This is a genomic window from Rhodococcus sp. NPDC003383, from assembly GCF_053589115.1.
Map to the genome: position 1 here is coordinate 96,826 of NZ_JBSFRG010000014.1, position 26,993 is coordinate 123,818.

General features: G+C 70.6%; 18 protein-coding genes and 1 tRNA gene. 9 read left to right on the top strand and 10 right to left on the bottom strand.

Annotated features, from left to right (window positions below; translation table 11 throughout):
* Positions 1–10: 10 nt before the first annotated feature.
* A complete protein-coding gene (locus ACWDTS_RS14580) occupies positions 11–9,304 on the bottom strand; it encodes a fatty acid synthase subunit beta domain-containing protein (protein ID WP_450118469.1) in 9,294 nt (3,097 codons plus the stop codon).
* A 927-nt stretch (positions 9,305–10,231) separates the two neighbouring features.
* On the opposite strand from ACWDTS_RS14580, the gene ACWDTS_RS14585 reads away from it, so the two are divergent.
* The 4 genes from ACWDTS_RS14585 (at position 10,232) to ACWDTS_RS14600 (ending at position 11,753) form a co-directional block, all read left to right on the top strand.
* Positions 10,232–10,314 (top strand) — tRNA-Leu (locus ACWDTS_RS14585).
* Positions 10,315–10,508: 194 nt separating this feature from the next.
* Positions 10,509–10,931: a transcriptional regulator gene (locus ACWDTS_RS14590; protein WP_197252928.1), complete on the top strand. Its 423-nt coding sequence runs from the start codon at positions 10,509–10,511 to the stop codon at positions 10,929–10,931.
* Positions 10,928–11,296 (top strand): DUF3817 domain-containing protein, encoded by a 369-nt coding sequence (locus ACWDTS_RS14595; protein WP_197252927.1) that lies wholly within the window; start codon positions 10,928–10,930, stop codon positions 11,294–11,296. The genes ACWDTS_RS14590 and ACWDTS_RS14595 overlap by 4 nt, the downstream gene beginning before the upstream one ends.
* Positions 11,297–11,321: 25 nt before the next feature.
* A complete protein-coding gene (locus tag ACWDTS_RS14600) occupies positions 11,322–11,753 on the top strand; it encodes a protein-tyrosine phosphatase family protein (RefSeq protein ID WP_450109963.1) in 432 nt (143 codons plus the stop codon).
* On the opposite strand, the gene ACWDTS_RS14605 is transcribed toward ACWDTS_RS14600, so the two are convergent.
* Entirely contained in the window at positions 11,750–12,991 is a 1,242-nt protein-coding gene (locus tag ACWDTS_RS14605) for an oxygenase MpaB family protein (protein ID WP_450118470.1), read from the bottom strand. The genes ACWDTS_RS14600 and ACWDTS_RS14605 overlap by 4 nt on opposite strands.
* A gap of 57 nt (positions 12,992–13,048) precedes the next feature.
* Here ACWDTS_RS14605 and ACWDTS_RS14610 point away from each other — a divergent pair, with 57 nt between their 5' ends.
* Both ACWDTS_RS14610 and ACWDTS_RS14615 read left to right on the top strand, forming a co-directional pair.
* Positions 13,049–13,696, top strand: a complete 648-nt coding sequence (locus ACWDTS_RS14610) for a TetR/AcrR family transcriptional regulator (RefSeq protein WP_450109961.1) — start codon at positions 13,049–13,051, stop codon at positions 13,694–13,696.
* 181 nt (positions 13,697–13,877) lie between these two features.
* Entirely contained in the window at positions 13,878–15,164 is a 1,287-nt protein-coding gene (locus tag ACWDTS_RS14615; RefSeq protein ID WP_231610816.1) for an MFS transporter, read from the top strand.
* A 63-nt stretch (positions 15,165–15,227) separates the two neighbouring features.
* On the opposite strand, the gene rdgB is transcribed toward ACWDTS_RS14615, so the two are convergent.
* The 7 genes from rdgB to clpS form a co-directional block, all read right to left on the bottom strand.
* Positions 15,228–15,848: an RdgB/HAM1 family non-canonical purine NTP pyrophosphatase gene (gene rdgB, locus ACWDTS_RS14620; protein WP_248673991.1), complete on the bottom strand. Its 621-nt coding sequence runs from the start codon at positions 15,846–15,848 to the stop codon at positions 15,228–15,230.
* A 1-nt stretch (position 15,849) separates the two neighbouring features.
* Positions 15,850–16,638: a ribonuclease PH gene (rph, locus tag ACWDTS_RS14625; RefSeq protein WP_197256199.1), complete on the bottom strand. Its 789-nt coding sequence runs from the start codon at positions 16,636–16,638 to the stop codon at positions 15,850–15,852.
* 21 nt (positions 16,639–16,659) lie between these two features.
* Positions 16,660–17,421: a cyclic nucleotide-degrading phosphodiesterase gene (locus ACWDTS_RS14630; protein ID WP_197256201.1), complete on the bottom strand. Its 762-nt coding sequence runs from the start codon at positions 17,419–17,421 to the stop codon at positions 16,660–16,662.
* Between the two features lie 146 nt (positions 17,422–17,567).
* Positions 17,568–18,194 carry a rhomboid family intramembrane serine protease gene (locus ACWDTS_RS14635; RefSeq protein ID WP_197256203.1) on the bottom strand — a complete coding sequence of 209 codons (627 nt, stop codon included), beginning with the start codon at positions 18,192–18,194 and terminating at the stop codon, positions 17,568–17,570.
* Between the two features lie 46 nt (positions 18,195–18,240).
* Positions 18,241–19,350, bottom strand: coding sequence for a P1 family peptidase (locus ACWDTS_RS14640; RefSeq protein WP_450109958.1), 1,110 nt, complete (start codon positions 19,348–19,350; stop codon positions 18,241–18,243).
* A complete protein-coding gene (gene aosR / locus ACWDTS_RS14645) occupies positions 19,347–19,925 on the bottom strand; it encodes an oxidative stress transcriptional regulator AosR (RefSeq protein ID WP_450109957.1) in 579 nt (192 codons plus the stop codon). Before aosR ends, ACWDTS_RS14640 begins: the two co-directional genes overlap by 4 nt.
* A gap of 25 nt (positions 19,926–19,950) precedes the next feature.
* On the bottom strand, positions 19,951–20,286 hold the full coding sequence (clpS, locus tag ACWDTS_RS14650) for an ATP-dependent Clp protease adapter ClpS (protein WP_197256209.1): 336 nt from the start codon (positions 20,284–20,286) through the stop codon (positions 19,951–19,953).
* A 68-nt stretch (positions 20,287–20,354) separates the two neighbouring features.
* Between clpS and ACWDTS_RS14655 the strand changes: the two genes are divergently transcribed.
* From ACWDTS_RS14655 to ACWDTS_RS14665, 3 genes are read left to right on the top strand one after another with little or no spacing between them, the layout of a single operon-like run.
* Complete coding sequence (locus ACWDTS_RS14655; RefSeq protein ID WP_307846540.1) at positions 20,355–21,689, top strand: nicotinate phosphoribosyltransferase; 1,335 nt, start codon at positions 20,355–20,357, stop codon at positions 21,687–21,689.
* Positions 21,690–21,694: 5 nt separating this feature from the next.
* On the top strand, positions 21,695–22,273 hold the full coding sequence (locus ACWDTS_RS14660; protein WP_450109956.1) for an isochorismatase family protein: 579 nt from the start codon (positions 21,695–21,697) through the stop codon (positions 22,271–22,273).
* A gap of 25 nt (positions 22,274–22,298) precedes the next feature.
* Entirely contained in the window at positions 22,299–24,329 is a 2,031-nt protein-coding gene (locus tag ACWDTS_RS14665; protein WP_450118471.1) for an ATP-dependent DNA helicase, read from the top strand.
* Between the two features lie 40 nt (positions 24,330–24,369).
* Here ACWDTS_RS14665 and glgP read toward each other — a convergent pair whose 3' ends face one another.
* On the bottom strand, positions 24,370–26,949 hold the full coding sequence (gene glgP / locus ACWDTS_RS14670) for an alpha-glucan family phosphorylase (RefSeq protein WP_450118472.1): 2,580 nt from the start codon (positions 26,947–26,949) through the stop codon (positions 24,370–24,372).
* Between the last annotated feature and the right edge of the window lie 44 nt (positions 26,950–26,993).

Sequence of the window (26,993 nt, forward strand, 5' to 3'; positions counted from 1 at the left end):
TACTCGTTTCCTACTTGCAGCCGGGCAGACCCGAGCGGTACACGTCGTCGTCGCCGAGACGCGCGTCCGCGCTGAGCAGCACGTCCGCCTCGAGCTGACGCGACGCCGCCGCCGGAACCCCGTCGCCGCCGAGGCGGCGATCCGCCGGACGCTGGTACAGCGCGGCACCACCGGTCATCGCGTCGGCCAGGCGGCGCTTGCCGGCGACCGTGCGCTGCTGCGCCTGCGCGAGGTAGGTCTCGCGCCGCTCGGCGGGGATCGCCTCGACGAACGCCTGCGGGTGCACCACCGCGATCAGTCCGGACACGTGCCCGAACCCGAGGCTGGTCAGCAGACCGGCCTTGAGCGCGTACTCCTCGCCGAACCGGATCGGGGTCCGTGCCCACACCAGGTGCTCGAACTGAGCCATCTTGTCGTCGACGCAGTCCAGGCTGCGGTTCGGCGGGACGACGCCCTGGCTGAGGACCTGGCACAGGCCGATCAGCTGGAACGCTGCCGCGCCACCCTTGGCGTGACCGGTCAGGCTCTTCTGGGACACCACGAACAGCGGGTTGCCCTCGCTGCGGCCCAGCGCACCGGCCAGACGTTCGTGCAGCTCGGCCTCGTTCGGGTCGTTCGCCGCGGTCGACGTGTCGTGCTTGGAGATCACGGCAATGTCGTCGGCGGTGACACCGAGCTTGCGCAGCTCCCGGGCCAGGCCGGACTCGAGCCCACCGCGACCGGCGCCGAGAGCACCGATACCCGGAGCCGGGATCGAGGTGTGCACGCCGTCGGCGAAGGATCCCGCCCAGGCGACCACACCGAGAACCGGCAGGCCCATCTCCAGCGCCAGGTCACCGCGCGCCAGCAGCACCGTGCCACCACCGGCCGACTCGACGAACCCACCGCGACGGCGGTCGTTGGCCCGCGAGAACCGGTTGTCGCTGATGCCCTTGGCGGTCATGTCCTCCGACTTGGCGGTCGCGGACATGTCGCCGAAGCCGACGATGCCCTCGATGCCCAGGTCGTCGAAGCCGCCGGCGACGACCAACTGCGCCTTGCCCAGCTTGATCTTGTCGACGCCCTCCTCGACGGACACCGCGGCCGTGGCGCACGCCGCGACCGGGTGCACCATCGCGCCGTAGCCGCCGACGTAGGACTGCACGACGTGCGCGGCGATGACGTTCGGCAGGGCTTCCTGCAGGATGTCGTTCGCGCGGGACTCGCCGAGCAGCGTGTCGATGTACAGCGACCGCATCGAGGACATGCCGCCCATGCCGGTGCCCTGCGTGTTCGCCACCAGCGACGGGTGCACCCAGCGCAGCAGTTCCGACGGGGTGAAGCCACCGGTGAGGAACGCGTCGACCGTCGTGACAATGTTCCACAGGCCGACCCGGTCCACCGACTCCGCCATGTCCGCGGGGATGCCCCACTTGGTGACGTCGAATCCGGTGGGGATCTGGCCGCCGACCGTGCGGGTCAGCTTCGCCTTGCGCGGCACGCGGATCTCGGTGCCGGCCTTGCGGGTGACCGTCCAGTCGCCGGACTCGGCGTCCACGGACGCGACCGTGTTCTCCGGGTCGGCGTCGACGAACGCGCGGGCCTCGGCCTCGGAACCGACGACGAAGGACAGGTCCTTGTCGAGGAACACCGAGGTCAGCAGCGGTGCGGTGTTGTCGACCATGGCGCCGTCGTCGGCGTAGCGGCGGATGCCGCAGCGCTCGACCACCGCGTCGTGGTAGCGGTCGGCGATCTCCGCCTCCGGCACCAGTTCACCGGTCTCGGTGTCGTAGAAGCCGGGCTTCGGGTCGTTCTCCCACTCCACCAGGCCGGTCACCCAGGCCAGCTCGAGCACACCGGCGGCCGACAGTTCCTCGTCGACCTCCATCTCGAAGCGGGTGCGGGCCGAACCGTAGGGGCCGAGCTCGCCGGCGCCGACGATCACGACCAGGTCGGCCGGGTCGACGTCGAGCTTCTCCCAGGCCGGGACGGGCAGGTCGGCGTCGAGTCGCGGCGCGGACGGCAGGGCCGCGATGGTGCCCGACTCGTCCTCGGCCTCGGTCTCGGCGGCCTCGGCCGCGTCCTGGGCCTGCTTCGCGAGGGTCGGCAGGTCGACGTCCGCCTCCGACAGTCCACCGGTCAGGTCCGCGACCAGCGGCTTGTCGGCGGCGAGGCGACGAGCCTCCGGGCCGACCAGCTTCAGCAGCTCGGTGGCCATCTCCTGCGTCGACCAGGTGCGCACACCGGCCGCCTCGACGGCCTCGACCAGCGGGTCGTTGCCGCCCATCAGGCCGGTGCCGCGCACCCAGCCGATGAGAGCGTGCGCAAGGGTGACGCGCTCGGCCCACGTGCGCTCGGCGTTCCAGCGGTTGACCACCGCGTCGAGCGCGGCCTTGGCCTCACCGTAGGCACCGTCGCCACCGAACTTGCCGCGGTTCGGGGAACCGGGCAGCACCACGTGCAGGTGGGTGTCGACGTCGCGGTCGTTGCCGATCGCGGCGAGACCGGCGATGAGCCGCTCCACCGACCACAGCAGCACCCGCATCTCCATCTCGGCGCGGGCACCCGCGTCGGCGAGGGAACCGGCCACGCGCGGCGCGGCGAACGGGAACAGCAGCGTCGGGGTCAGCGCGTCCTTGATCAGCTTCTTGGCGCCGCCCGCGTTCTCCACGGTCTCGGTGCCGATCCACTCGATCAGGGCGTCGACGTCCGCGTAGGACGCCATGTTCGCCGGGACCACCCACAGCGCCGCGCCGGCCCGTGCGCTCTTCGCGTACAGCTCCTTGTAGAAGCCGAGGCGGCTGTCGTTGAGGCTGGACGTGGTCACGACCACGGTCGCGCCACCGCCGAGCAGCTTCGCGGCGACGGCTGCGCCGATGCCGCCCTTGCTGGCGCCGGTCACGACCGCGACCTCGTTCGCGTATTCGGCGTCGGTGACCTCCGCGGCGACGGTCGCGATGCGGCCGAAGGTCTCGGCGAGCACGGTGCGGCCGGCCTCGGTGGCCTTGCGCTGCCAGAAGGAGGCGTGCGCGGCGACGGTCGCGCCGGAACCGGCGAACCGCTCGACCTCGATCGCCGCACCCAGCCACACGCGGGCCAGGTCCTCGCGGGCGGTGGCCCAGCGGTCGTCGATCAGCACGGCCTTGCGGGCGTCGAACGCCGGGGCGACCTGACGCGGCCAGTCGGAGCCGAGCTCCGCGGAGACCAGATCGACCAGTTCGCTGTCCGCCTTGTCCGCCAGACCCGAGGTCTGCTCGGCCAGGCCGAGCTGCTCGAGCACGAGGCGCGCGGCGTTGGCGAGCACACCGTCACGGCCGGTGATCTGCTCGGCGAACTCGCCGAGAGCAGCGGCGTCGACGGTCGCTCCCCCGCCACCACCGGCGGCCGGCATGGACACCGCGATACCGCGGCGGCCGGCGACGGACTGCACGGCGGCGTCGATCAGCGTGTCGACGGCGGCGGCGTCGGAGAGGGCGCCCTGCGACAGGCCGCCCAGGTCGCCGCCACGGATGGAGGCGCCGTCACGGCTGCCGAGTGCGACCTCGGCGGTCACGTGCTGGGTCCAGCCTTCGCCCAGGCCCCACACCTTGGTGACGCGCTCGGCGATGTAGGCCGGGCGCTTGCCGGACGGTCCGAACACCTTGCGCAGGTGATCGTTGATCGAGTCGGTCAGCACCGGGCCGAAGGGGCGGTAGGTGCGGGCCAGACGGTCGACGGTGGCTGCCAGCGCGCCCATGTCGGCGTCCGCGGCACCGTCGATCGCGCCGAGCGACAGCTCGGAGCCGAGGTCGACGAGCAGCTGGTTGCGGCGCGAGGACACGCCGTCGCACAGCGCCTCGATGGTGTCGACGGGGCCGATCTGGTCGGGACGCAGCTTCGTCCACAGCGCGATGAGGACCTTGGTGGCGTCGGCGGCCTTGAACGCGATGTCGTCGGGACGCGGTCCACCGGCCGGTGCGGCGGCCGGAGCCGCTGCCGGGGCGGGAGCCGCGGCGGCCGCGGGGGCCGCCTCCGCTGCCGGAGCAGCGGGCTCGTCGTCCTCGACCGGGGCCGGATCGACGTCGGTCGAGTACACGATCGACGCCTCACGCTCGATGTTGAGCACCTCGACGGGCTCACCGAAGCGGCCGGGCAGCTTCAGGGTCTGCGACGCCAGGTTCGCGACGGTCGGGGCGGCACCGAGGCCGACCTCGACGAACCGCTCGACACCGAGGCCACCGTCCTCCTCGGGGGCGAACAGCAGGTCCTGCGTCTCGATCCAGCGGACCGGCGACGCGAACTGCCACGCAAGGAGCTCGGCGAGCACGACGCGGGTCAGCTCGACCGGCTTCGCGGCCCAGGCGTCGAAGTCCGCGAGGACCTCGGCGAGGGGCTCGGAGGGAACCAGATCGGCGATCTCCTGGATGAACTCGCGGCCCAGGTTGAACGGCTTGGGCACGAGGTTCGGGATGTAGCGGCCGATGAGGATGTTCGGGTCGATCTGCTCCGGGAGCAGGTGCAGCAGACGCTCGCGGAAGTCGTCCACGCCGCCGCGCAGGACGGTCGAGTGGAACGGCACGTCGATACCGGGGACCAGGATGAACGCGCGCTTGCCGCCGAACTCGGCGACCTTGCGCTCGATCACGGACTCCAGGGCCTCGAGACCCGCGACCGTGCCCGCGATGGCGTACTGGGAGCCGCGCAGGTTCAGGTTCACGATCTCCAGGAACTCGCCGGCCTCCGCGGCGACACCCGCCACGAAGTCCTGCAGGTCCTCGTCGGCGACACCGAACTGCGACGGCCGGATCGCGGCCATGCGGTAGTTCGAGCGGCCGTGCTCGTCACGCGGGACGAGGGCGTGCATCGCCGAGCCGCGCTGGAACACGACCTCGAGCACCGCCTCGAGCGGCAGCACACCGGCGACCGCGGCGAGCGCGTTGTACTCACCGACCGAGTGGCCCGCGAGGAACGAGCCCTCGACGAACGCGCCGGCCTCGCGGAGTTCGGCGATCTGCGCGACACCGAGGGTCGCCATGGCGACCTGGGTGAACTGCGTCAGGTGCAGCACGCCGTCCGGGTGCTTGTGGGTGACGCCGCGGGCCTTGAGCACGGTCGGGTTGTCGCGCACGACGGCCAGGATCGAGAAGCCCAGCGCCTTGCGGGTGTGCTTGTCGGCGCGGTCCCAGATCTCGCGGGCGGCCTTGCTGCGGGCGCGGGCGTCGAGGCCCATGCCGGGACGCTGGATGCCCTGGCCGGGGAACGCGTAGACGGTCTTCGGGGCGGCGGTGCGGCCGGTCGCGACCATCACCAGGTCGCCGTCGACGCGGCAGCCGACCTCGATGATCTCGGCGCCCTTGTCGGTGCCGACGCGGTCGACGCGCACGTCGATCTGCGCGCCCGGACGGACCATGCCGAGGAACCGGGCGGTCCAGGCGGTCAGGCGGCGGACCGGCAGCTTCGCGTCGGCCTCGATCGCGGTCACGACCTGCTGGGCGGCGGCCGACAGCCACATGCCGTGCACGATCGGCGAGCCCAGGCCGGCGAGCAGCGCGGCGTTGTCCGAGGTGTGGATCGGGTTGTGGTCGCCCGAGACGCGAGCGAACGCGCTCATGTCGGTCGGGGCGACGATCACGGCATCGCGGCGGCGGCGACGCGGGGTGTCCGCGGCGTCCTCCGACAGCGATCCACCGGCGCGGACCGGGTCGGCGAGTTCGACGGTGCCGGTGCGGCCGCGGATCGCGAACCGCTCGATCAGCTGCGCGACGACGTTGTCGCCGGAGCCGTCACCGTTGTCGGCTGCGATGTCGACACGCACCTCGACGACACGACCGAGGTCGGTGTCGGCGACGTCGGTGACCTGCGCCTTGACACCGAGGATCGCGGGATCGGTCGGCAGACCGTTCTTGACGTCGATGGCGTGGTCGAGGTGGACCAGATCGAGCATGCCCTCGATGACCGAGAGGTTGTCGTCGGTCTTGGACGCGCCGAGCGCGGCGAAAACCGCGGGCCAGCACGCACCGACGAGCACGTCGGGCACACCGTTCGGGCCGGTGGTCAGGTTGGCGGGCAGGCCGGCGCCGGTGACACCGGCGTGGTCGGCGATCTTCTCGGGCAGCCAGCCGAGGGTGATGCGGGCGGCGCCCTTCTTCACAGCGGGCAGTTCCTGCCCGGCGGCGACACCGAGCAGCGCGGACATCGACGCGGCGGCGTCCTCCTCGGTGACGACCGGCGCACCGCCGGTGCGGACGGAGGCCGGGACGGTGATGCGGATCTCGACGGCCTTGTCGCGCAGCAGCGGCACGCGCAGGCCGACGTGCTCGTCGTCGAGGACGCTCAGGGTCGCACCGGTCGGGGCGTGAACGGCGGCGCCGTCGGCCTCGACGGTCCACTCGGCGACATCACCGAGACGGTGGACCGGGTTGAGGGTCTGGCGCCCGGCCCACGCGACGTCCGGAGCGGACAACACGGCGTCGAGCAGCCCGGCGGCGCGGTCCTGGTGACGACGCGCGACGACCTGCACCGGCTCGGCGCCGGCGGCGAGCAGCTCGTCGACGGTGGCCTTCTCGAAGCGGTCGAGCAGCTCACCGACGGGCTCGTCGGCGCGGGTGATGCCCGCGACGGCGACGGTGCCCGGGATGACGCAGACCTGGTCGGCGGTGTAGCGCGGGTCGTGCGCCTGCCACAGCGAGTCGGACCGCCACCAGCGACGCACGTCCTGGTCGACGACCGGCACGAAGTTCACCGGCTTGCCCGGGGTGCGGCACAGGGAGATGAAGAACGGCACGTCCGCCGGGTGCAGCACGACGTCACCGGCGTCCGGGTACTGCCCGGTCAGCGCCTTGAGCGCCGCGTAGGGCCGCTCGAGTACGGCGTCGTCGTCGAACAGCGTCGGGATCGGGCCGCGGTCGACCGGATGCAGGCGGGCCTCGGCACGCTGCAGCATCTCGCGGAAACGCTCACGCCACGACACGTCCAGCCACGGGCTGGTGTGGGCCTCGGCGACGGCGTCGCCCAGGTCGGTGCCGCAGTCGAACTCGCACGCGGAATCGGTGCCGACCGCGAGCTCCAGGTAGCGGGTGAGCCACTGCAGGTAGGTCATCTCGGCGACGTCACCGAAGTACGGCTTCGCGGTGACGTCCAGCGCGGCGATGATCTCGTCGCGGCGGGCGGCGACGGCGTCGGCGTCACCGGCGACCTCGTCGAGCAGGCGGCCGGTACGCGATGCGGCGTTGTCGATCTCGTGGATGTCGGCGCCGAGCTGGCTGCGGCCCGAGGCCATACCGCCGGACGCGGTGCCCGCACCGACCCAGTCGGGGGTGCCGGGGGTGTCGACGAGCAGCTGCTTGACCTCGGGAGCGGTGGTCGCCTCGAGGGTCGCCATCGCGGCGGTGCCGACGAGGATGCCGTCGAGCGGCATCGCCGGGAAGCCGTACTCGGTGGACCAGCGGCCGGTCAGGTAGTCGGCGGCCCGCTCCGGGGTGCCGATGCCACCGCCGACGCACAGCACCAGGTTCGGGCGGGTGCGCAGCTCGGCGTAGGTGTCGAGCAGCAGGTCGTCGAGGTCCTCCCACGAGTGGTGACCACCGGCGCGGCCGCCCTCGATGTGGACGATGACCGGGTAGTCGGGGACCTCGTTCGCGATGCGGATCACCGAGCGGATCTGCGCGACGGTGCCCGGCTTGAACGCGACGTGGCTGATGCCGGCCTCGGTGAGCTCCTCGATGATCGAGACCGCTTCCTCGAGCTCCGGGATACCGGCGGTGACGACGACGCCGTCGAACGGCGCGCCCGCAGCGCGGGCCTTCGGCACGAGACGCTTGCCGCCCACGTGGAGCTTCCACAGGTACGGGTCGAGGAACATCGAGTTGAACTGCACGGCGCGACCCGGCTCGAGCAGCTCCTTCAGCTCCTCGACGTGGTCGGCGAAGATCTGCTCGGTGACCTGGCCACCACCGGCGAGCTCGGCCCAGTGGCCGGCGTTCGCGGCGGCAGCGACGATCTTCGGATCCACCGTCGTCGGGGTCATGCCCGCGAGCAGGATCGGCGAACGGCCGGTCAGGCGGGTGAACGCGGTCTCGACACCGAGGCGGCCGTCGGGCAGAGCGACAGGCTTGGGCGCGAACTCGGTCCACGCGCGCGGCACCTCGGGCTCGGCGCCCGGGGTGAGCAGGTTGCGCTGGCCACCGCGGGTTGCGGCGGCGATGATGCCGACGCCCTGGCCGCGCAGACCGGCGGAGGTCATGCGGGTGAGGAGCTCACCGGGGCCGAGGTCGAGGATCCACGAGGCACCGGAGGCGACGGCACCGTCGACGAGGTCGACCCAGTCGACCGGGTCGACGAGGATCGCCTGAGCGAGGGAACGGGCGAGCTCGACGTCGAGGTCGCAGCGCGACGCCCAGTCGGCGACCTGCTCGACCGCGTCCGCGAGGGCCGGGTGATGGAAGCCGACCTCGGCGGAAACCGGCTCGAAGGTCGGGTCGAACACGGCACCGCCGCGCTTCTTCGACTCGCGCTCGCGGGTCTCCGCGGCGGAGATCTCCTCGCAGCGCTGCTGGACGCGTGCGAGCGCGGCCGGCGGACCGGACAGCACGACGCGACGGCGGCCGTTGCGGATCGCCACGACAGCGCTGCGCTCGGGGTCCTGGCCCTCGAACACGTCGGCGACGATGGCGCGCAGACGCTCGGGATCGACACCCGCGACGGCAAGCATCGGGAAACGCTCGGCACCGGAGATGAGGCCGCGGCGGCGGCCGACGAGGGTCGCGGCAGCACCGATGAGCTGCGCGATCGCGAGGATCTCGGCGTCCTTGCGGCCACCGGCAGCGACGGCCTCGACCGACAGCACACCCTGGGAGTGGCCGATCGCGGCGGTCGGCGCGTGCGCGGACACGTCGAGACCCTGGTTGGCCAGGGCGCGCAGGGCGGCGACCTGGGTGAGGAACACGCCGGGGAGGGACACCGCGGCGGAAGTCAGTGTGGCGGCGGACGGGCCCGCGGCCGGCTGCTCGTCCTCGTCAGCGACGTCCTGCTCGAGGATCCATGCGACGGGGTCGAAACCGGCGGGGCGCACGACCACCAGGTCGTGGGCGACCGGAGCGAGGGCTGCTGCGGCGGCGTTGACCAGGTCCGTCAGGACCGGCTCGAGGCCGTTGTCACGGCTGAGTTCGTCGAGCGAGCTGAGCCAGGGAGCACCCTGACCACCGAACGCGAGAGCGTAGGGCTCACCGGCGAGAATCTTGTCGACCAGTGCGCCGGACCGCGAAGTGGTGACCCCCCGTTCGTTTGTGCGTCGTGATGCCTTCGAGTTCCGTCCGTTGTCGGCTGGTGTGGTCTCGTCGATCGTCACGCGTGTTGTTCCTCTCCTGAACACCCCTGCGGTCGAGGCGTGAATCCTTTGGAAGCACTCGCCGTCGTTGGCGTGTTGCATGGGCTCTCATCTGCTCTTACGTGCGTGGCCCAGATTGACACAGAATCATGAGGAATTCCTCATGTTTTGTTTCGCGAAGAGTGTCGCGCGGTGCCCTGACCAGTGATTTGTCTCACAGTAACGGCGAAGGTAACCCGCGAGTAGGTGTCGTCCGCGCTGGCTGGGCCGGTGCGAGGACGTCCACGAACCCGAGGAAACCCTCACGTTTATTGTTATCTAATCGTTACTATCTTGACGAGCGAGCGGCGGCGTGCTCGAGCAGCGAAACTTGTCGGACCCGAGCGTTACCTTCACTTCGTTCGAACACACTTTCGATTCGAGGGGCGCAATGGTGAGACCGGTCAAGTACACGAAAGAGATGCTCGAGGAGGCCGTTCGGTTGTCAGCCAACCTCTCCGCTGCGATACGACTGATGGGCGGAAGACCCGACGGCGGCACGCACGCGCACATCTCCAGAAGGGTCAAACGACTCGGAATCGACACCTCGCACTTCACCGGAGAGAACCCGCAGAAAGGTCGTCCCCCGAAGAATCGCCTCCGCTGGGACGAGATTCTGACGCTCAAACCCGTCGCTTCGAACCGCCAGGCTCCGAAGCGGTTACGGAGGGCTCTCATCGAGTCGGGACGACCCCACAAGTGCGAGGGGTGCGGAATCGGACCGGTGTGGTGCGACGAGCCGTTGGTATTTCACGTCGATCACATCGACGGAAACCACTTCGACTCCCGACCGCACAACGTGCGATTCCTGTGCCCCAACTGCCACAGCCAGACCCCCACGTGGGCGGGACGACGCAGGTTCAGCTTCGAATCGGAGCAGTCGGGTTCGTGACGTATTGTGTCCGTGGCGCGCGAGTGGCGGAATGGCAGACGCTCCAGGCTTAGAACCTGGTGCCCTTGAGGGCGTGGGGGTTCGAGTCCCCCCTCGCGCACACGTAGCAGTACCGTGAACTGCGGAAACGAGGTCACGAACTCCCGGGTTCGTGACCTCGTTTCGTTCACAACTGTCGAATACCGCCTCGCGCGGGTTTCCGACTCATCGCCCACCGGAAACCCAGCGTGACCTGGCGCACGGCAACCGACCGGTCTTGGCAGGTCGGCGCCCCATTCGGGTACCGTCGATGTCGTGTCCGAAACTCGTCGTCCGCCCCGCCGGGTCGCGCTGATCGTCCTGGTCGTCGTCGCGGCGACCGGATGCCTCGCTCTCGGGTACTGGCAGTGGACCCGTTTCGAGGCAGTCGGCGGTACCGCCCAGAACCTGGGATACGCCTTCCAGTGGCCGGCGTTCGCGTTCTTCTGCGTCTACGCGTACCGACGGTTCGTGCGCCTCGAAGCCGAGGAGTCGGAGGCCGAGCAGACCGGGGATCCGCGGCCGTCCGCATCGTCCGAGCCCACCGAGATTCCGGAACACCTGCTGCCCCCGCGGCCCGGCCGGAATCTCGAACCGGCCGACGACGCCGACCTCGACGACCCCGAGGCCCGGCAGACACTGGAGTACAACGAATACCTCGCGCAGCTCGCGCGCAGGTCCGGAAGGAGCGGTCAGTGAGCACCACCCCCGAGAAGACCGGCACAGCGCCGCGGACCCTCAGCGACGCCGACCGGAAGAAGATCTCCTCGGCGCTCCTGCGATACCGCGTCCTCGCCTACGCCACCGGCATCTGGCTGCTGGTGCTGGTCGGCGAGATGATCGCCAAGTACGTCATCGGCATCGAGAACGTCCCGTCGTGGATCGCGATCGTGCACGGCTGGGTGTACGCCGTGTACCTGGTGCTCACGTTCGACCTGTCGATCAAGGTCCGCTGGCCGCTGACCCGGACGATCGGAACGCTCATCGCCGGCACCATCCCGTTCCTGTCGTTCTTCGTCGAGCACAAGCGCACCCGGCAGGTGAAGGCCGACTTCGGGGTCTGACACCCGCCCCTGCGGCACCCGACCTGTGACACGCGAACCTTGGGACCCCGCGGCGGCGGGAGTCCTGCGCCTGCCGTCGGGCCGGCTCGTCCGGGGCCGCGGCCTGCGCCATCCGTTGCCCGACGGTCCGCTCCCGACGTTCGCGGTATACCTGCAGCGTCGCGATCCCCCGCCGACACCGTGGCCGTCACGCTGGGTGCGATGGCCCGATTTCCGCCTCCCGACCGACCGTGTCGACGCCGCGGCCGCGATCCACGAGGCATGGGAGCGCGCCGCCGACGAACGAGTGGAGATCGCGTGCTCCGGCGGACTCGGACGCACCGGCACCTTCCTCGCCTGCCTCGCCGTCCTCGACGGCGTGCCACGCGGCGAAGCGGTCACGTTCGTCCGCCAGCACTACTCGCCGCGCGCCGTCGAAACACCTTGGCAGCGAAGGTATGTCACTCGCTTCCGCTAGACGTTCAGCTTGCCGACGGTAGGCTCCGCGGCACCGAACTTCAGGCTCAGTTCGCGCCGCGCGGCGCGATCCCCCACCCGCTCGAGGAATCGCCGGCCCGCCGGGGTGCGGTTGATCACCGTCGACTTGACGACGTTCCCCGCGATGACGGGCGCGACGGCCAGCGGCGGAACGGAGGGCAACCCCAGATCACGCAGGCCCTCGGCGCCGAGGAAGAAGCGGAGCATGCTCAGCAGGCGCAGTCGCTCGTAGTGTCCACGCAGTGTCGGGAACCGGCGGTAGTTCAGATCTCGCTGGCCGTCGACGAGGGCGCGGGACAGATCGGCACCGGCGGGCGTGACGTCGTCCTGCACGAGCACGACGTGGTAGTTGAAACGGTGCTGTTGACGTTCGCTGTCGAACAGCCACTCCTCGTCGATGCCCATGAGCCAGCCCACGTACTTCCACAGGTGCATGACCGCGCGGGATTCGTCGCGCGAAACCCGGTAGCCGAGGGCGCGGACGCCGAGCAGCAGTGTGCCGTTGAACAGTCCGAGGGTTGCGGCCTGGTCGGTCTGGTTGATGGGCAGGCCCCAGCGCTGGACGTCCCAGCGGCCGTTGGTCTCGAATCGGTGATTGACCAAGGCGTGCATGGCACGCACGTGCACGGTCAATTTGAATCCTTCACCGCCACGGCGCATCCCGCCCGGCTCGCCGACCGCGGTGCCCCACTTCTGGGTTTCGCCGAGTCGTCGCATTGCGGTGGAGCCGGTCAGACCTCCGGTCGCGACCAGCAGGTCCGGCGGGCCACCGAAGCGGTAGCCGCCGATCAGCGAGAGCTGGAGCAGCACGTCGTTGCGGCTGCGGCCCATGCGGCGGAACGCCCGCGCGCCCTTCTCGAGCAGGTCGAAGTCGACCCAGTCGGGCACCGTGTCGACGACGGCGAAGAACTCGCGCAGCGCCTCGGGAGCGTCGGCGACGCTGTCGATTCCGTGTTCGAGGGCCTGGTGGAACTGCCGCATGGTGACGCGCTGCGGGTCGGTGCGGTCGCGGCGCATCGCGTGCACGAGGGACGCCCCGAGCTCGTCGCGCGCGAACATGCGCCGGCCGATCCGATCGAGCAGTTCCTCGTCGACGGTGTCGACCTTGGCGAAGTGCTTCAGGGGCCGGCCGATGCGCTCGTTGCGCGGGCGGATTCCGGCGAACCGCGCAGGGTACGGACCGGCTTCGGCGTCCGTCGACAGCTCCCGTGTCATCATGCGGGTCATGTTCACACGAGCGTTTACTCGCGTTCAATTCGCATTTCGGGGGCACCTGTGACGACACCCGACCGCCGGCAGATGCGGCGTACACCGCGACAGGACCGCTCCCGTGCGATGGTCGAGCGCATCGTCGACGCGGGCCGGGCAGTTCTGCTGGAACACGGCTACGAAGGCGCGTCGACGAACCGGATCGCCGCCCACGCGCGCATCAGTCCGGGGTCGCTGTACCAGTACTTCCCGAACAAGGACGCGATCGTCGCGGAGGTCGTCGATCGGTGGACGACGGAACTGCATGCTCGCATTTCGCGCGTGTTCACGACGGCACTGGAGGGACCCACCTGGTCGTCGTCGGTACGGGCCACGATGCTCGAACTGCTCGACGCGCTCGGCGAGAACCCGCGGTTGCTGCGGGTGATGATCGAACAACTCCCCCGCACCTCGGGCAGTCGCCTATCGGAGTTCGAGCAGCGCATCGAGACCCTGTTCGCGGTGTGGCTGCGTTCCAACCGCGCGCATCGCTCGGGCCGGCCTCTCGACACGATCGCGTGGATGCTGGTGCGGACCGTCGAGAACGTCGCGATCGCGTACGTCCTGGAGCAGCCCGACATCGATCGCGAGACGGTCGCGGACGAGATGACCGCGATGGTGACGACCTACGTGCAGACGGTGCTGCAGGGCGGCTCCGCCGCCCGTGTGCAGTAGTGGCGGCTCCGACCGCCAGAAAGGCACACCGGGGGTTTCATCCCTCCCCTCCTCGGGTACTTGCCCGAAATATCGGATTACACCGAGGGGAACATTCGTGAAGATCGGTCCGGCAGACCAAACCCTGGAGCCTCGTCGAGAATCACCAGGTCAGGTGCGGCGGGCCATCGGCGCGTCCGCGATGGGCAATTTCACCGAGTGGTTCGACTACGGCGTCTACGCCTACACCGCCACCTACATCGCCGACTCGTTCTTTCCCGGCGACCTCGAGTCCGCCACACTGCTCACGCTGGGTGTCTTCGCCGTCTCGTTCCTCGTGCGACCGCTCGGCGGCTTCGTGTGGGGCCCGCTCGGAGACCGGCTGGGCCGGAGGCAGATCCTCGCCCTCACCATCCTGCTGATGGGTAGTGCGACGGTGCTGCTCGGCGCCGTGCCCTCGTACACGTCGATCGGGTTCTGGTCGCCGGTGCTGCTCGTCCTGCTCCGCATGATCCAGGGCTTCTCGACCGGCGGCGAATACGGCGGCGCGGCGACTTTCATGGCCGAGTACTCCCCCGACCGCAAGCGCGGCTTCTACGGCAGCTTCCTCGAGTTCGGCACGCTGGGCGGATTCTCGGTCGGCGCGATCCTCGTGCTGATGGTCGACCTGCTCTCGACGGACGCGTTCATGGCGACGTGGGGCTGGCGGCTGCCGTTCTTCGTCGCCGGTCCGCTCGCGTTGGTCGGTCTGTATCTGCGTTCCAAGCTCGACGAGACCCCGGTGTTCCGGGAACTCGAGGCGGCGCACGAGGAGGAGAGCAGCGTCGGTGCCGAGTTCAAGGACCTCATCGCCAGGTATTGGCGACCGATCGTCAAGCTCATGGGCCTGGTCATCGCCCTGAACGTGTGCAACTACACGCTGCTGAGTTACATGCCGACCTATCTGGAGAACCGGATCGGGCTGACGAGCACGGCGTCGCTGGTCCTGGTGGTGATCGGCCAGCTCGCGATGATGGCGGTGATCCCGTTCTCGGGCGCGTTGTCGGACCGGGTCGGCCGCAAACCGCTGTGGGCGGTCTCGATGGGTGGCCTGCTGGTTCTCGCGATCCCGATGTATCTGCTGATGTCGGTGAACTTCGGCTGGGCGATCGTCGCGTTCACCACCCTCGGCCTGTTGTACGTCCTGCAGTTGTCGACCATTTCGGCGACGTTCCCCGCGATGTTCCCCACGCACGTGCGGTTCGCCGGATTCGCGATCTCCTACAACGTCGCGACGTCGCTGTTCGGCGGGACCGCCCCCGCGATCAACGAGTGGCTGGTCGAGCGGACCGGCAACGATCTCGTGCCCGCCTTCTACATGATGGGTGCGTGTGCGGTCGGCCTGGTCGCACTGTGCTTCGTGGCCGAGACGGCGGGCGCGTCGCTGCGCGGACGCGGCATCCCGGGCATCGACACCCCGGCGCATCCCACCGCCCTGGCGCAGACCTGACGAACCGGAAGCCGCTCCCCGCCCGCACATTCGGGCAGGGAGCGGCCACGTTCGGTCCCGGGCTCAGCCCCTGGTCAATGCCTCGAGCGCCGGCACCAGCAGCGCGAGGGCGCGCCCGCGATGCGACGCCGCGTCCTTCTCCTCCGCGCTGAGTTCGGCGGAGGTGCGTTCCTCACCTTCCGGCCGGAACACCGGGTCGTATCCGAAGCCGTTGGTGCCGCGCGGCGCGCGTTCGATCGAGCCGCGCCATTCGCCGCGCACCACGGTGACCGCCGCGTCGTTCCCGGCGGGAACCGCCAGCGCGCACGCCGACACGAACGCGGCGCCGCGCCGTTCGTCGGGAACGTCCGCGAGCTGGGCGAGCACGAGCGCGGTGTTCGCCTCGTCGTTGCCGTGCGCGCCGGACCAGCGCGCCGACAGCACACCCGGCATGCCGTTGAGGGCGTCGACCTCGAGCCCGGAGTCGTCGGCGACGCACGGCAGGCCGGTGGCGAGCGCACCGTCGCGGGCCTTCGCCGCGGCGTTCTCCTCGAAGGTCGCGCCGGTCTCCGGGGCCTCCGGGAAGGGCGGAACCTCGTCGAGACCGACCAGCTCGATACCGTCGATCCCGGCGCGATCCAGGACGCGCTGCAGTTCCCGCAGTTTCTTCGCGTTCCGGCTCGCGACGAGCACCTTCACCGTCATGTCAGGCCCCGAACTTCTTCTTCACGGGTTCGACGATCTCCGGCTCGGGAAGCACCCCCGGGTACGGCTGCGCGAGCACCTCACGCTGGATGCGGCACAGTTCCTCGATGCCGGCGAGCGCCGAGTCGAGCAGCCCGTCGAGCGTCGAGCGCGCGAAGGTCGCGCCTTCACCGGTGCCCTGGATCTCGACGAGGGTGCCGGTGTCGGTGGCGATGACGTTCATGTCGACCTCCGCGCGCGAGTCCTCCTCGTACGGCAGGTCGAGGCGGATACGGCCGTCGACGACGCCGACGCTGACCGCCGCGATCTGGCACGAGATGGGCTGCGGATCGGTGAGGCGGCCCGCGGCGCGCAGCCAGGTCACCGCGTCGCACAGCGCGACGTAGGCACCGGTGATCGCGGCGGTGCGGGTGCCGCCGTCGGCCTGCAGGACATCGCAGTCGAGCGCGATGGTGTTCTCCCCGATCGCCGCCAGGTCGATGCAGGCGCGCAACGAGCGGCCGACGAGTCGGCTGATCTCCTGGGTGCGTCCGCCGATCTTGCCCTTCACCGATTCGCGACCGCTGCGGGTGTGGGTGGCAGCCGGCAGCATCGCGTATTCCGCGGTGAGCCAGCCCAGGCCCGATCCCTTGCGCCAGCGCGGCACGCCTTCCTCGACGCTGGCCGTGCACATGACGCGGGTCTGCCCGAATTCGACGAGCACCGAGCCCGCGGGGTGATTGGTGAATCCTCGGGTGATCCGGATGTCGCGGAGCTGATCGTCCGCCCTGCCGTCTTCTCGTGTGGTCACCCGACGAGCGTAGGCGATCGGTCAGATGCGGTAGACGTCCCCGGCGGAGACGGCGTGCACCGGGCCCGAGTACTCCGCTTTCGCTTCGGCGATGACGTCCTCGCGCGACGTCCACGGCGGAATGTGGGTGAGCAGCAGCTCCCCGACCCCGGCCCGCGCGGCGACCTGGCCCGCTTCGGTGCCGGACAGGTGCATGTTCTCCGGTCGTGCCGCGGGGTCGTGGGTCCACGACGCCTCGGCGAGCAGCACGTCGGCGCTGCGCGCGAGGTCGACGACCTCGTCGCACATGCCGGTGTCGCCGGTGTACACGAAGGTGCGGCCGGAGTCGCTGGTGATGCGGAACCCGTATGCCTCGGGCGGATGGTTGACGCGACGGGAGCAAACGGACAGTGCCCCGAAGCGGAAGTCGCCGCCGTCGGTGAGGGCGTGGACGTCGAGGGTGTCCGACACGTCGTCGACCTCGCCGGCGCATTCGGCGGAGGCGACGCCCAGCCGGTGTGCGGCGTCGCCGGGCCCGTACAGCGAGACGCGGCCTTCGGGTCGGTTCGGGGAATAGCGACGCCACACGAGCAGACCGGGGATGTCGAGACAGTGGTCGGCGTGCAGGTGCGAGAGCAGGATGGAGACCTCGCCGGGATCGGCATGCCGCTGGAGTGCGCCGAGGACGCCGGGACCGAAGTCGATCACGAGCGGCGGGGTGTCCGGGGCGGTAAGCAGGTAGCCCGACGCCGGAGAATCGGGCCCGGCGACACTGCCCGAGCAGCCCAGAACGGTCATGCGCATAGAGGTCATGCTGCCACGTCGCACGTCCTCGTTGAAGCAGAGCCCGATTACGACCCGGCAACTCACAGTTACACGAACAATGTGACGTGGAGGTCGGGGAGGTGAACGGATCGTCTACGTCTCCGATCCGGAGGGTCCGCCGCTCCTCAGCGCGGCAGCGTGCCGGGCGGGATCGCTGCCCGGCGGGCCCGGCGGGCGTCGGCGGAGAGGACCCACGCGGCGAGGACACCGCCGATCGCCCCGAACAGATGACCCTGCCAGGACACGTGGGGGTCGCTGGGCAGCACTCCCCACAGCATGCTGCCGTAGACGAGCAGCACGACGACACCGATGACGATCTGTCCGGTGTGCCGAGTGAACCAGCCGCGGACGATCAGGTAGGTCAGCCAGCCGAACACCAGTATCGACGCACCGATGTGGATGTAGCCGGGACCGGCGAACAGCCAGGTTCCCACTCCCCCGACGATCCAGATGATCGCGGTCGCGGCGAGGCCCCGGGCGATCCCCGACAGCAGCACGAGGAATCCGAGGACGAGCAGCGGCACGGTGTTCGCCGACAGGTGCGCCCAGCCGTCGTGCAGCAGCGGCGCGAACAGCACTCCCGACAGGCCGTCGATGGAGCGCGGTGCGATCCCGGCCGCGTCCAGGTCCGCGGAGGTGACGGAGTCGACGCCTTCGATCCCGTAGAGCAGTCCGACGAAGCCACCGATCCACAGGGCGGCACGTTGCCACATCGGCCGGGTCACGGCGCCGGTTCCGGTCGGTTCGGTCATGGGTCCATTGTGCTGTGCGCGGCGGCCGCGCGCCGCGATGCGACGGTCACCGCGCGTCGAACGCGGTGCCGTACACGTCGCGATAGGAGGGGATGCCGGCGAGCCCGGTCGCGCTGAGCAGCGCGTCGACGATCGCCTGTTGCACCACCTCGGCCGCGGCCTCGCACACCGCGGCGAGCACCGGCAGCTCCGACGCGAACGCGTCGGGCAGCAGTCCGGGCGCGGGAAGATCGGCGGTGCCGGTGGACAAGGCGAACAGGGTGTCCCCGTCCAGTGGTGAGTGGGCCGGACGGATCGCGCGGGCCAGGCCGTCGTGCCCGGCGACCGCGACGCGGCGGCACGCGGCCGTGCTCAGCGTCGCGTCGGTCGCGACGACCCCGATCGTGGTGTTCAGGACGGTGCCCTTGGCCCCGAGCAGGCGGCCGGTCTCGAGGTCTGCGGCGGTCGGTGCGGTCAGTCCGAGCGCTGCCGCCCGGCCGGGTCCCAGTCCCCAGGGCAGGCCGGTCTCGGGGTCGACGACGGACCCGACGGGGTTCGCGACGACCAGGGCCGCGACGGTCGCCCCGGCCGCGGCGCCGTCGCCGATGCGGACGCTCGCGGTCCCGACCCCGCCTTTGAGGCTTCCCGCGCGTGCACCGACGCCGGCGCCGACGCAGCCGCGCGGGACGCTCGTCGCTGCGTGCGCGGCCGCGGTCGCGGCGTATCCGCTGTCCGCGGTGGGCCGGGTCGACCAGTCCCCCACCGGCAGGTCGAAGATGACGGCTCCCGGGACGATCGGCACCACGAGCGGTGTCTCGCCGTCGAGGCCCATCACGATGCCGCGACCGTGTTCCTCGAGCCACCGCATCACCCCGTCCGCGGCGGCGAGGCCGTAGGCGCTGCCTCCCGTGAGCAGCACCGCGTCGACGCGTTGCACGGAGTGGCTGGGGTCGAGGAGGTCGGTTTCGCGGGTGCCGGGTCCGCCGCCGCGGACATCCACGGCCCCGACCGCGGCCCGGTCGGCGAGGACGACGGTGCACCCGGTGGCGGCGCCGGAACCGGGCACGCCGGGCGCGGCCACGGTGACGGTGTCGTCGAGGAGGTGGTGGTGTCCGACGCGCAGGCCCGCGATGTCGGCGAGGGAATCGGTGGGGCCCGGTGACAGCGTCGGGCTCACGGCAGCAACGCCTGCACCAGCGAGTCCTGCATCCAGGTCAGCCAGTGATAGACGTCGAGGTGCGGCGCGCGGGGATCGTCCTCGTCGAGGGCGTCGGGGGTGTCGGCGTCGATGCCGAGGGTGGTGCCGAGCGCGAGGCGCACGTCGTTGAGCCCGTACAGCCAGGCTTCGGCCTGCTCGGGGTTGAGCACGACCTTGCCGCCGGTTTCCGGGACGGTCCGCAGGATCACCGCGCCGGCGGCGAGTTTCGCGTCGATGATGTCCGGTTCGTGGAGGCTGCGCAGGGCACCGTTGAGGTCGGCGGCTTCGTCGTCGGGATGCCTGGTGCTGTCGGCGTCGGCCCGGTGGAAATCCGGCAGCAGCCGCGCGAGGGCGGGCACGTCGGGCGGAGTGGAATTACCGGTGCGCAACCCGGTGATCACGGCGAGGTCGTCCTGCGGGGTCTCGGCGGCGCGTTCCTCGAGCATGCCGAGCACCGAGGCGACCAGGGATCGCAGGACCGACGCTTCGTGCGCGTCCATCTCGGACCGCAGTTTCACTCCGCTGAGCGAGTTCTTCCTGCTCCACTGACGCACGTCGCCCGGCTCCTCCTGTCGGTGCTCATTCGTCGCGCTGCATGGTGGCCCACAGGCCCGCCGCATGCAGGCGCTGGACATCGTGCTCCATCTTGTCACGCGACCCACTGGAGACGACCGCTTTGCCCTCGTTGTGCACTTTGAGCATGAGCTCGGTGGCCTTGGCCTTGCTGTACCCGAAGAGCTTCTGGAAGATGAACGTGACGTAGTGCATCAGGTTGACCGGATCGTCCCAGACCACGGTGACCCAGGGCCGATCCACCGCCTCGATTTCCTCGACGATCTCGGCTTCCGCCGGCATCGCCTGACCTGCCGCCATCACCGGGACGTCGAACGGTTTTGTCGTGGAACACGGCGCCATGTTTCCAGGGTACGGCGTTCCCGCGCGGTGAAAAACCCGCCTCGGCATCCGCAATCTAAGGTGATCGGGTGGCTGCAGACCGTATCGACTCCAACACCACTGGCCCCGTGAGCACCGCGCTGTTCACCGACATGTACGAGCTGACGATGCTCGAGGCCGCGCTCGCGGACGGTACCGGGCATCGGCCGTGCGCGTTCGAGGTGTTCGCGCGGCGACTGCCCGCGGGCCGTCGGTACGGTGTCGTCGCCGGGACGGCCCGTCTGCTCGACGCCCTCGCCTCCTTCCGGTTCGGTGACGCCGAGCTCGACGTCGTCTCCCGGTTCCTGTCGCCGTCGACGGTCGAGTGGCTGCGCGCCTACCGCTTCTCCGGAGACATCGACGGTTACGCGGAGGGTGACTTCTACTTCCCCGGCTCGCCGATCCTGTCGGTGCGCGGCTCGTTCGCCGAGTGCGTGCTCCTCGAAACCCTGGCCCTGTCGATCCTCAATCACGACAGCGCGATCGCGTCGGCTGCGGCCCGCATGGTCAGCGCCGCGGACGGGCGCACCATGATCGAGATGGGCTCGCGCCGCACCCACGAGGAGTCCGCGGTCGCCGCGGCACGCGCCGCCTACCTGGCCGGGTTCGACTCGACGTCGAACCTGGAAGCGGCACGGCGCTACGGGATTCCGGCCGCGGGCACCGCGGCGCACGCGTTCACGCTGTTGCACACGACGACGGCCGGCCGCAACGAGGAGTCCGCGTTCCGCAGCCAGATCGAATCGCTCGGCGTCGACACCACGCTGCTCGTCGACACCTACGACATCACGGCGGCGGTGCGCACCGCGGTCGAGGTCGCCGGTCCGCAGCTCGGCGGGGTCCGCATCGACTCCGGTGATCTCGGTGTGCTGGCCCGGCAGGTCCGCGAGCAGCTCGATTCGCTGGGTGCGACCGGCACGAAGATCGTCATGTCCGGTGACCTCGACGAGTACGCGATCGCGGGACTGCGCGCCGAACCGTGCGACGTGTACGGCGTCGGGACGTCGGTGGTGACCGGTTCCGGCGCCCCGACCGCGGGCATGGTCTACAAGCTGGTCGAGGTCGACGGCATCCCCGTCGAGAAGCGCAGCGCGCACAAGCAGTCGCGGGGCGGCGCCAAGCGCGCGGTGCGGTTCGCGCGGCCGACGGGCACCCTCACCGAGGAAGTGATCTACTCGGCGCACCTGCCGGCACCGACCGGTGAGGGCACCGCGCGCGAGCTGATGGTGCCGCTGGTGCGCGGTGGCGAACTCGTCGAAGGGCTTCCTACCCTGGAAGAGAGCCGGGCGTTCCTGGCGGCCGGCTTGGTGAGCCTGCCGTGGGAAGGCCTGATGTTGTCCGAGGGCGACCCGGCAGTTCCCACCCGTTTCGTCGGTCAGGGGTGAGGACGATGACACGCGCTCTGATCATCGTCGACGTACAGAACGACTTCTGCGAGGGCGGTGCGCTCGCGGTCGCGGGCGGTGCCGCGGTCGCGGCGGACATCAGCAACTACGTTGCCGAGAACTCCGGCCTCTACGCCCACGTGGTTGCGACCCGCGACCATCACGTCGATCCGGGCGACCATTTCTCCGAGGAACCCGATTTCGTCGATTCGTGGCCGCCGCACTGCCGGGTCGGGACGGCAGGCGCCGAGTTCCACCCGAACCTGGACCTCACGCGGGTCGAGGCTGTGTTCTCCAAGGGTGCGTTCGAGGCCGCCTATTCGGGGTTCGAGGGCACCGGTGAGGTCGGCGAGTCGCTCGCCGACTGGCTGCGCGAGAGCGGGGTCACCGCGGTCGACGTGGTGGGCATCGCCACCGATCACTGTGTGCGCGCGACCGCACTCGATGCCGTCGAAGCCGGTTTCACCACCCGCGTCCTGTTGCGCTACACCGCGGGTGTGTCCGATGTGACGGTCGAGGCGGCGTTGGAGCGGCTGCGCGCGGCGGGCGTTGAACTGGTCGGTCAGGTCGGCGCACGAACCTGACGGTGGGGACCGATACCCTGACCCGGTGCCCGAACTCCCCGACGTCCCCGAACTCCTCCGGACCGCGGTACACGCGTTGGGGGGCACGGAGCGGCGCAACCAGCTGACGATGGCGTCGGCGGTCGCGCACTGCCTCGACACCGGGGAGCACCTGGCCGTGCAGGCCGGCACCGGTACCGGTAAGTCGCTGGCCTACCTGGTGCCGAGCATCCGCTATGCCGTGCGCACCGGGCGCACGGTGATCGTCTCGACGGCGACGATCGCGCTGCAGCGGCAACTGGTGGACCGCGACCTGCCGCGCCTGGCCGACGCCCTGCACGAGTCGCTCGGGCGGCGCCCGCGCTTCGCGATCCTCAAGGGTCGCGGAAACTACCTGTGCCTCAACAAGATCCACACCGGGCTGGCCGAGGAGCCGCCGGTCGGCGAGCAACTGTTCGACGCGTTCGCGCTCTCCCGGATCGGCCGGGAGGTGCGGCGCGTCACCGAATGGTCGTCGAGCACCGAGACCGGCGACCGCGACGACCTGACCCCGGGCGTGTCCGATCAGGCGTGGCGGCAGGTCAGCGTCACCGCCCGCGAATGCCTCGGCAAGGCACGGTGTCCCGTCGGCGAGGACTGCTTCGCGGAGATCGCGCGCGCCGAGGCCTCCCAGGTCGACATCGTCGTCACCAACCACGCGCTGCTCGCGATCGACGCGATCACCGGCATCGCGATCCTGCCCGAGCACGATGCGGTGATCATCGACGAGGCACACGAACTCGTCGACCGGGTGACCGGGGTCGCGACCGCGGAACTGTCCGGCGGCACGATCTCCGCGGCCGCGCGCCGCTGCACCAAGCTCGCCGAGGACGAGGACGTCGACAAGCTCGAGAGCGCCGCCGAGAACTGGGAGATGCTGCTCGAGGAACTTCCGCCCGGCCGGTGGGACGTGTTGCCGGACGGGGCCGCCGCCGCGCTCGCGGCGGTGCGGGACGCCGCGTGGTCGCTGCGCACGGCCGTCGGTCCGGCCAAGCCGGGCATGGACGCCGAGGCCGCCGCGGCACGCACCCAGGCGGTCGCCGAGGTCGACGAGGTGCACGACGGCGCGGTGCGCGTGCTCACCGCGTTCGACGAACCGGACCCGGCGAAACGGCACGACGTGGTGTGGCTGGCCGCCGACGAGTTCCGCGGTGCGGTGCGCCGCACGGTGCGGATGGCTCCGCTGTCCGTCGGCGGGCTGCTGCGGTCCCGGTTGTTCGGTGAGGCGACGGTCGTGCTCACCTCGGCGACGTTGACGGTCGGCGGCTCGTTCGACGGCCTGGCCGTGAACTGGGGACTGCCCGCGCAGGCGCCGACGCGCAGCGACACCGGCGCGGCCTCCGGCATCGAACCCCCGTCCGACGACGGCGACCTGAAGTGGAACGCCCTGGACGTCGGGTCGCCGTTCGACCACGCCAAGGCCGGCATCATGTACATCGCCAAGCACCTGCCGACCCCGGGACGCGACGGCCTGTCCCCCGCCTACCTCGACGAGATCACCGAGCTGATCACCGCGGCCGGTGGCCGCACGCTCGGGTTGTTCTCGTCGATGCGCGCGGCGAAGGCCGCCACCGAGGCGGTGCGGGAGCGGCTCGCCACCCCGGTGCTGTGCCAGGGCGACGACGCGACCGGTGCCCTCGTCGAACGGTTCGCGGCCGACGAGGCGACATCGCTGTTCGGCACGCTGTCGCTGTGGCAGGGCGTCGACGTGCCGGGGCCGTCCCTGTCGCTGGTGATCATCGACCGCATCCCGTTTCCGCGGCCCGACGACCCGCTGCTCGTGGCGCGGCAGCGCGCCGTCGAATCCCGCGGCGGCAACGGGTTTCTCGCGGTCGCCGGGAACCACGCGGCGCTGCTGCTCGCCCAGGGCGTCGGCCGGCTGCTGCGCAGCACCAGCGACCGCGGGGTCGTCGCAGTCCTCGATCCGCGGCTCGCGACGGCCCGCTACGGCGGTTACCTGCGGGCGTCGCTGCCGTCGTTCTGGGAGACCACCGACCCGGAGATCGTGCGCAAGGCCCTGACCCGGCTCCGGGACTGACCGCATCGGGTCGGCCTGCCGGTGCCGGGCCGCACCCGGCCTACGGCAGCACGACCAGCCCGAGTTCGGCGGGCGTGGCGAGCAGTTCGTGCTGCGGCAGCACCCGCACGGTGTATCCGACGGCGCCGGCGAGCGGCAGCGCGACCTCCGCCTCGAAGACGTCGCCGGCACCGTCGGTGCCGCTGTGCCGCATCGGCGTGGTCGTGATGTCGCTGAGGGTGTCGTCGACACCCACCCGGCCGATCACCACCTGCACCAGCACGTCCGCGGGGTTCAGCCCGCCGAGGTGCACGTGCGCGGTGAGCGACAGCCGCGCGCCGATCTCGGCGCTGTCGGGCAGCCCGTCGCTGTCGACCTGTGCGACCCGCACCGACGGCCACGCCGCCTCGATCCGGTGCCGGTAGTCCGCCAGCGCCTTCGCGCCGGTGAACCCGTCGGCGACGACCGCGCGGGCCGCCTCGGCGGCCGGGGCGTAGTACTGCACCGCGTAGTCGCGGACCATTCGCGACGCGAGCACCTTCGGCCCGAGGTTCTCGAGGGTGTGGCGCACCATCGCGATCCAGCGGGTCGGCACCCCGTCGGTGTCCCGGTCGTAGAACCGCGGCAGCACGGACCGTTCGAGCAGCTCGTACAGGGCGCTGGCCTCGAGGTCGTCGCGCCGGTGTTCGTCGACGACCCCGTCTGCGGTCGGGATGGCCCAGCCGTTCTCCCCGTCGTACATCTCGTCCCACCAGCCGTCGAGGATGGACAGGTTGAGGCCGCCGTTGAGCGCGGACTTCATCCCGGAGGTGCCGCACGCCTCGAGCGGACGCAGCGGGTTGTTGAGCCACACGTCGCAGCCCCAGTAGAGGAAGCGGGCCATCGACATGTCGTAGTCGGGCAGGAACACGATGCGGTGCCGCACGTCGTGCCGGTCCGCGAACCGCACGACCTGCTGGATCAGCGCCTTGCCGCCGTCGTCGGCGGGATGGCTCTTGCCGGCGACGACGAGTTGCAGGGGCCGGTCCTCGTCGAGGAGCAGCGACCGCAGCCGGTTCTCGTCGCGCAGCATGAGCGTGAGCCGCTTGTAGGTCGGCACGCGCCGCGCGAAGCCCACGGTGAGCACGTTCGGGTCGAACACTTCGTCGACCCAGCCGAGTTCGGCGGCGGTGGCGCCGCGTTCGATCCAGGACGCGCGCAGCCGTCGCCGCACCTCCGCGACGAGCTGCCCGCGCAGCGTGTTGCGGGTGTCCCACAGTTCCTGCGACGGAACGGTCTGCAGCAGTTCCCAGCCGCGGGCCTCCTCGACCCGGTCGGGACCGGCGAGCCGGTTCGCCAGGGCGATCCATTCGCGGGCGGCCCAGGTGGGGGCGTGCACACCGTTGGTGACCGAGCCGATCGGCACCTCGTCGGCGTCGAAGCCGGGCCACAGCCCGTCGAACATGCCGCGGCTGACGCGGCCGTGCAGCGCGGAGACGCCGTTGCTGCGCTGACCGAGCCGCAGACCCAGGTGCGCCATGTTGAACACGTGCGGGTCGGATTCACGGCCGAGCGCGAGGATCCGGTCGACGGTCAGGCCGGGCAGCAGCGACGACTCGTTCTCCCCGTTCGGTCCGGAGAAGTAGTGCCGCACCAGGTCGATCGGGAACCGGTCGATGCCGGCGGGGACCGGGGTGTGGGTGGTGAAGACGGTTCCGGCGCGCACGGCCGAGAGTGCTTCGTCGAAGTCGAGGCCCGTGGTGGTGACCAGTTCGCGGATGCGCTCGGCGCCCGAGAAACCGGCGTGGCCCTCGTTCATATGGAAGACCTCGGGGTCGGGCAGCCCGTGGATGCGGGTGTAGGCGCGCACGGCCCGCACGCCGCCGATGCCGGCGAGGATCTCCTGCTTGATGCGGTGGTCCTGGTCGCCGCCGTAGAGGCGGTCGGTGACACCGCGCAGTTCCTCGTCGTTGGCGGCGATGTCGGAGTCGAGCAGCAGCAGCGGCACCCGCCCGATCTGTGCGATCCACACGCGCGCGGCCAGCTCGCGGTTCCCGGGCACGGTGACGGTGACCAGTGCGGGACTGCCGTCGGATTCGGTGAGCAGCCGCAGCGGCAGACCCTGCGGGTCGTAGGCCGGGTAGTGCTCGCTCTGCCAGCCGTCGGCGGTCAGGGACTGCCGGAAGTAGCCGGAGCGGTACAGCAGTCCGATACCGACGAGCGGCAGCCCGAGGTCGGAGGCCGCCTTGAGGTGGTCACCGGCGAGAATGCCGAGGCCACCGGAATAGTTGGGCAGGACCTCGCTGACACCGAATTCCATGGAGAAGTAGGCGATCCCCGTCGGCATGTCCTTGCCGCGGGCCTGCTGTTGCTGGTACCAGCGCGGCCGGGCCAGGTACTCGTCGAGGTCCGCGGCGGCGGCATCGAGCCGCTGCACGAAGTCGGGGTCGGCGGCGAGTTCGTCGAGCCGCGACGGCGGCACCTCGCCGAGCAGCCGGACCGGGTCGTGCCCCACGAGTTCCCACAGGGCCGGGTCGACGGTGGCGAACAGGTCCTGGGTCGGCGGATGCCAGGACCACCGCAGGTTGGCGGACAGTCTTTCGAGCGCGGCCAGCCGCTCAGGAAGGTGGGCTCGTACGGTGAACCGACGCAAGGCTTTCACCCCGCGAAGACTACCGAGTTTCCGGCGTTTCGCGAGGCAACGGG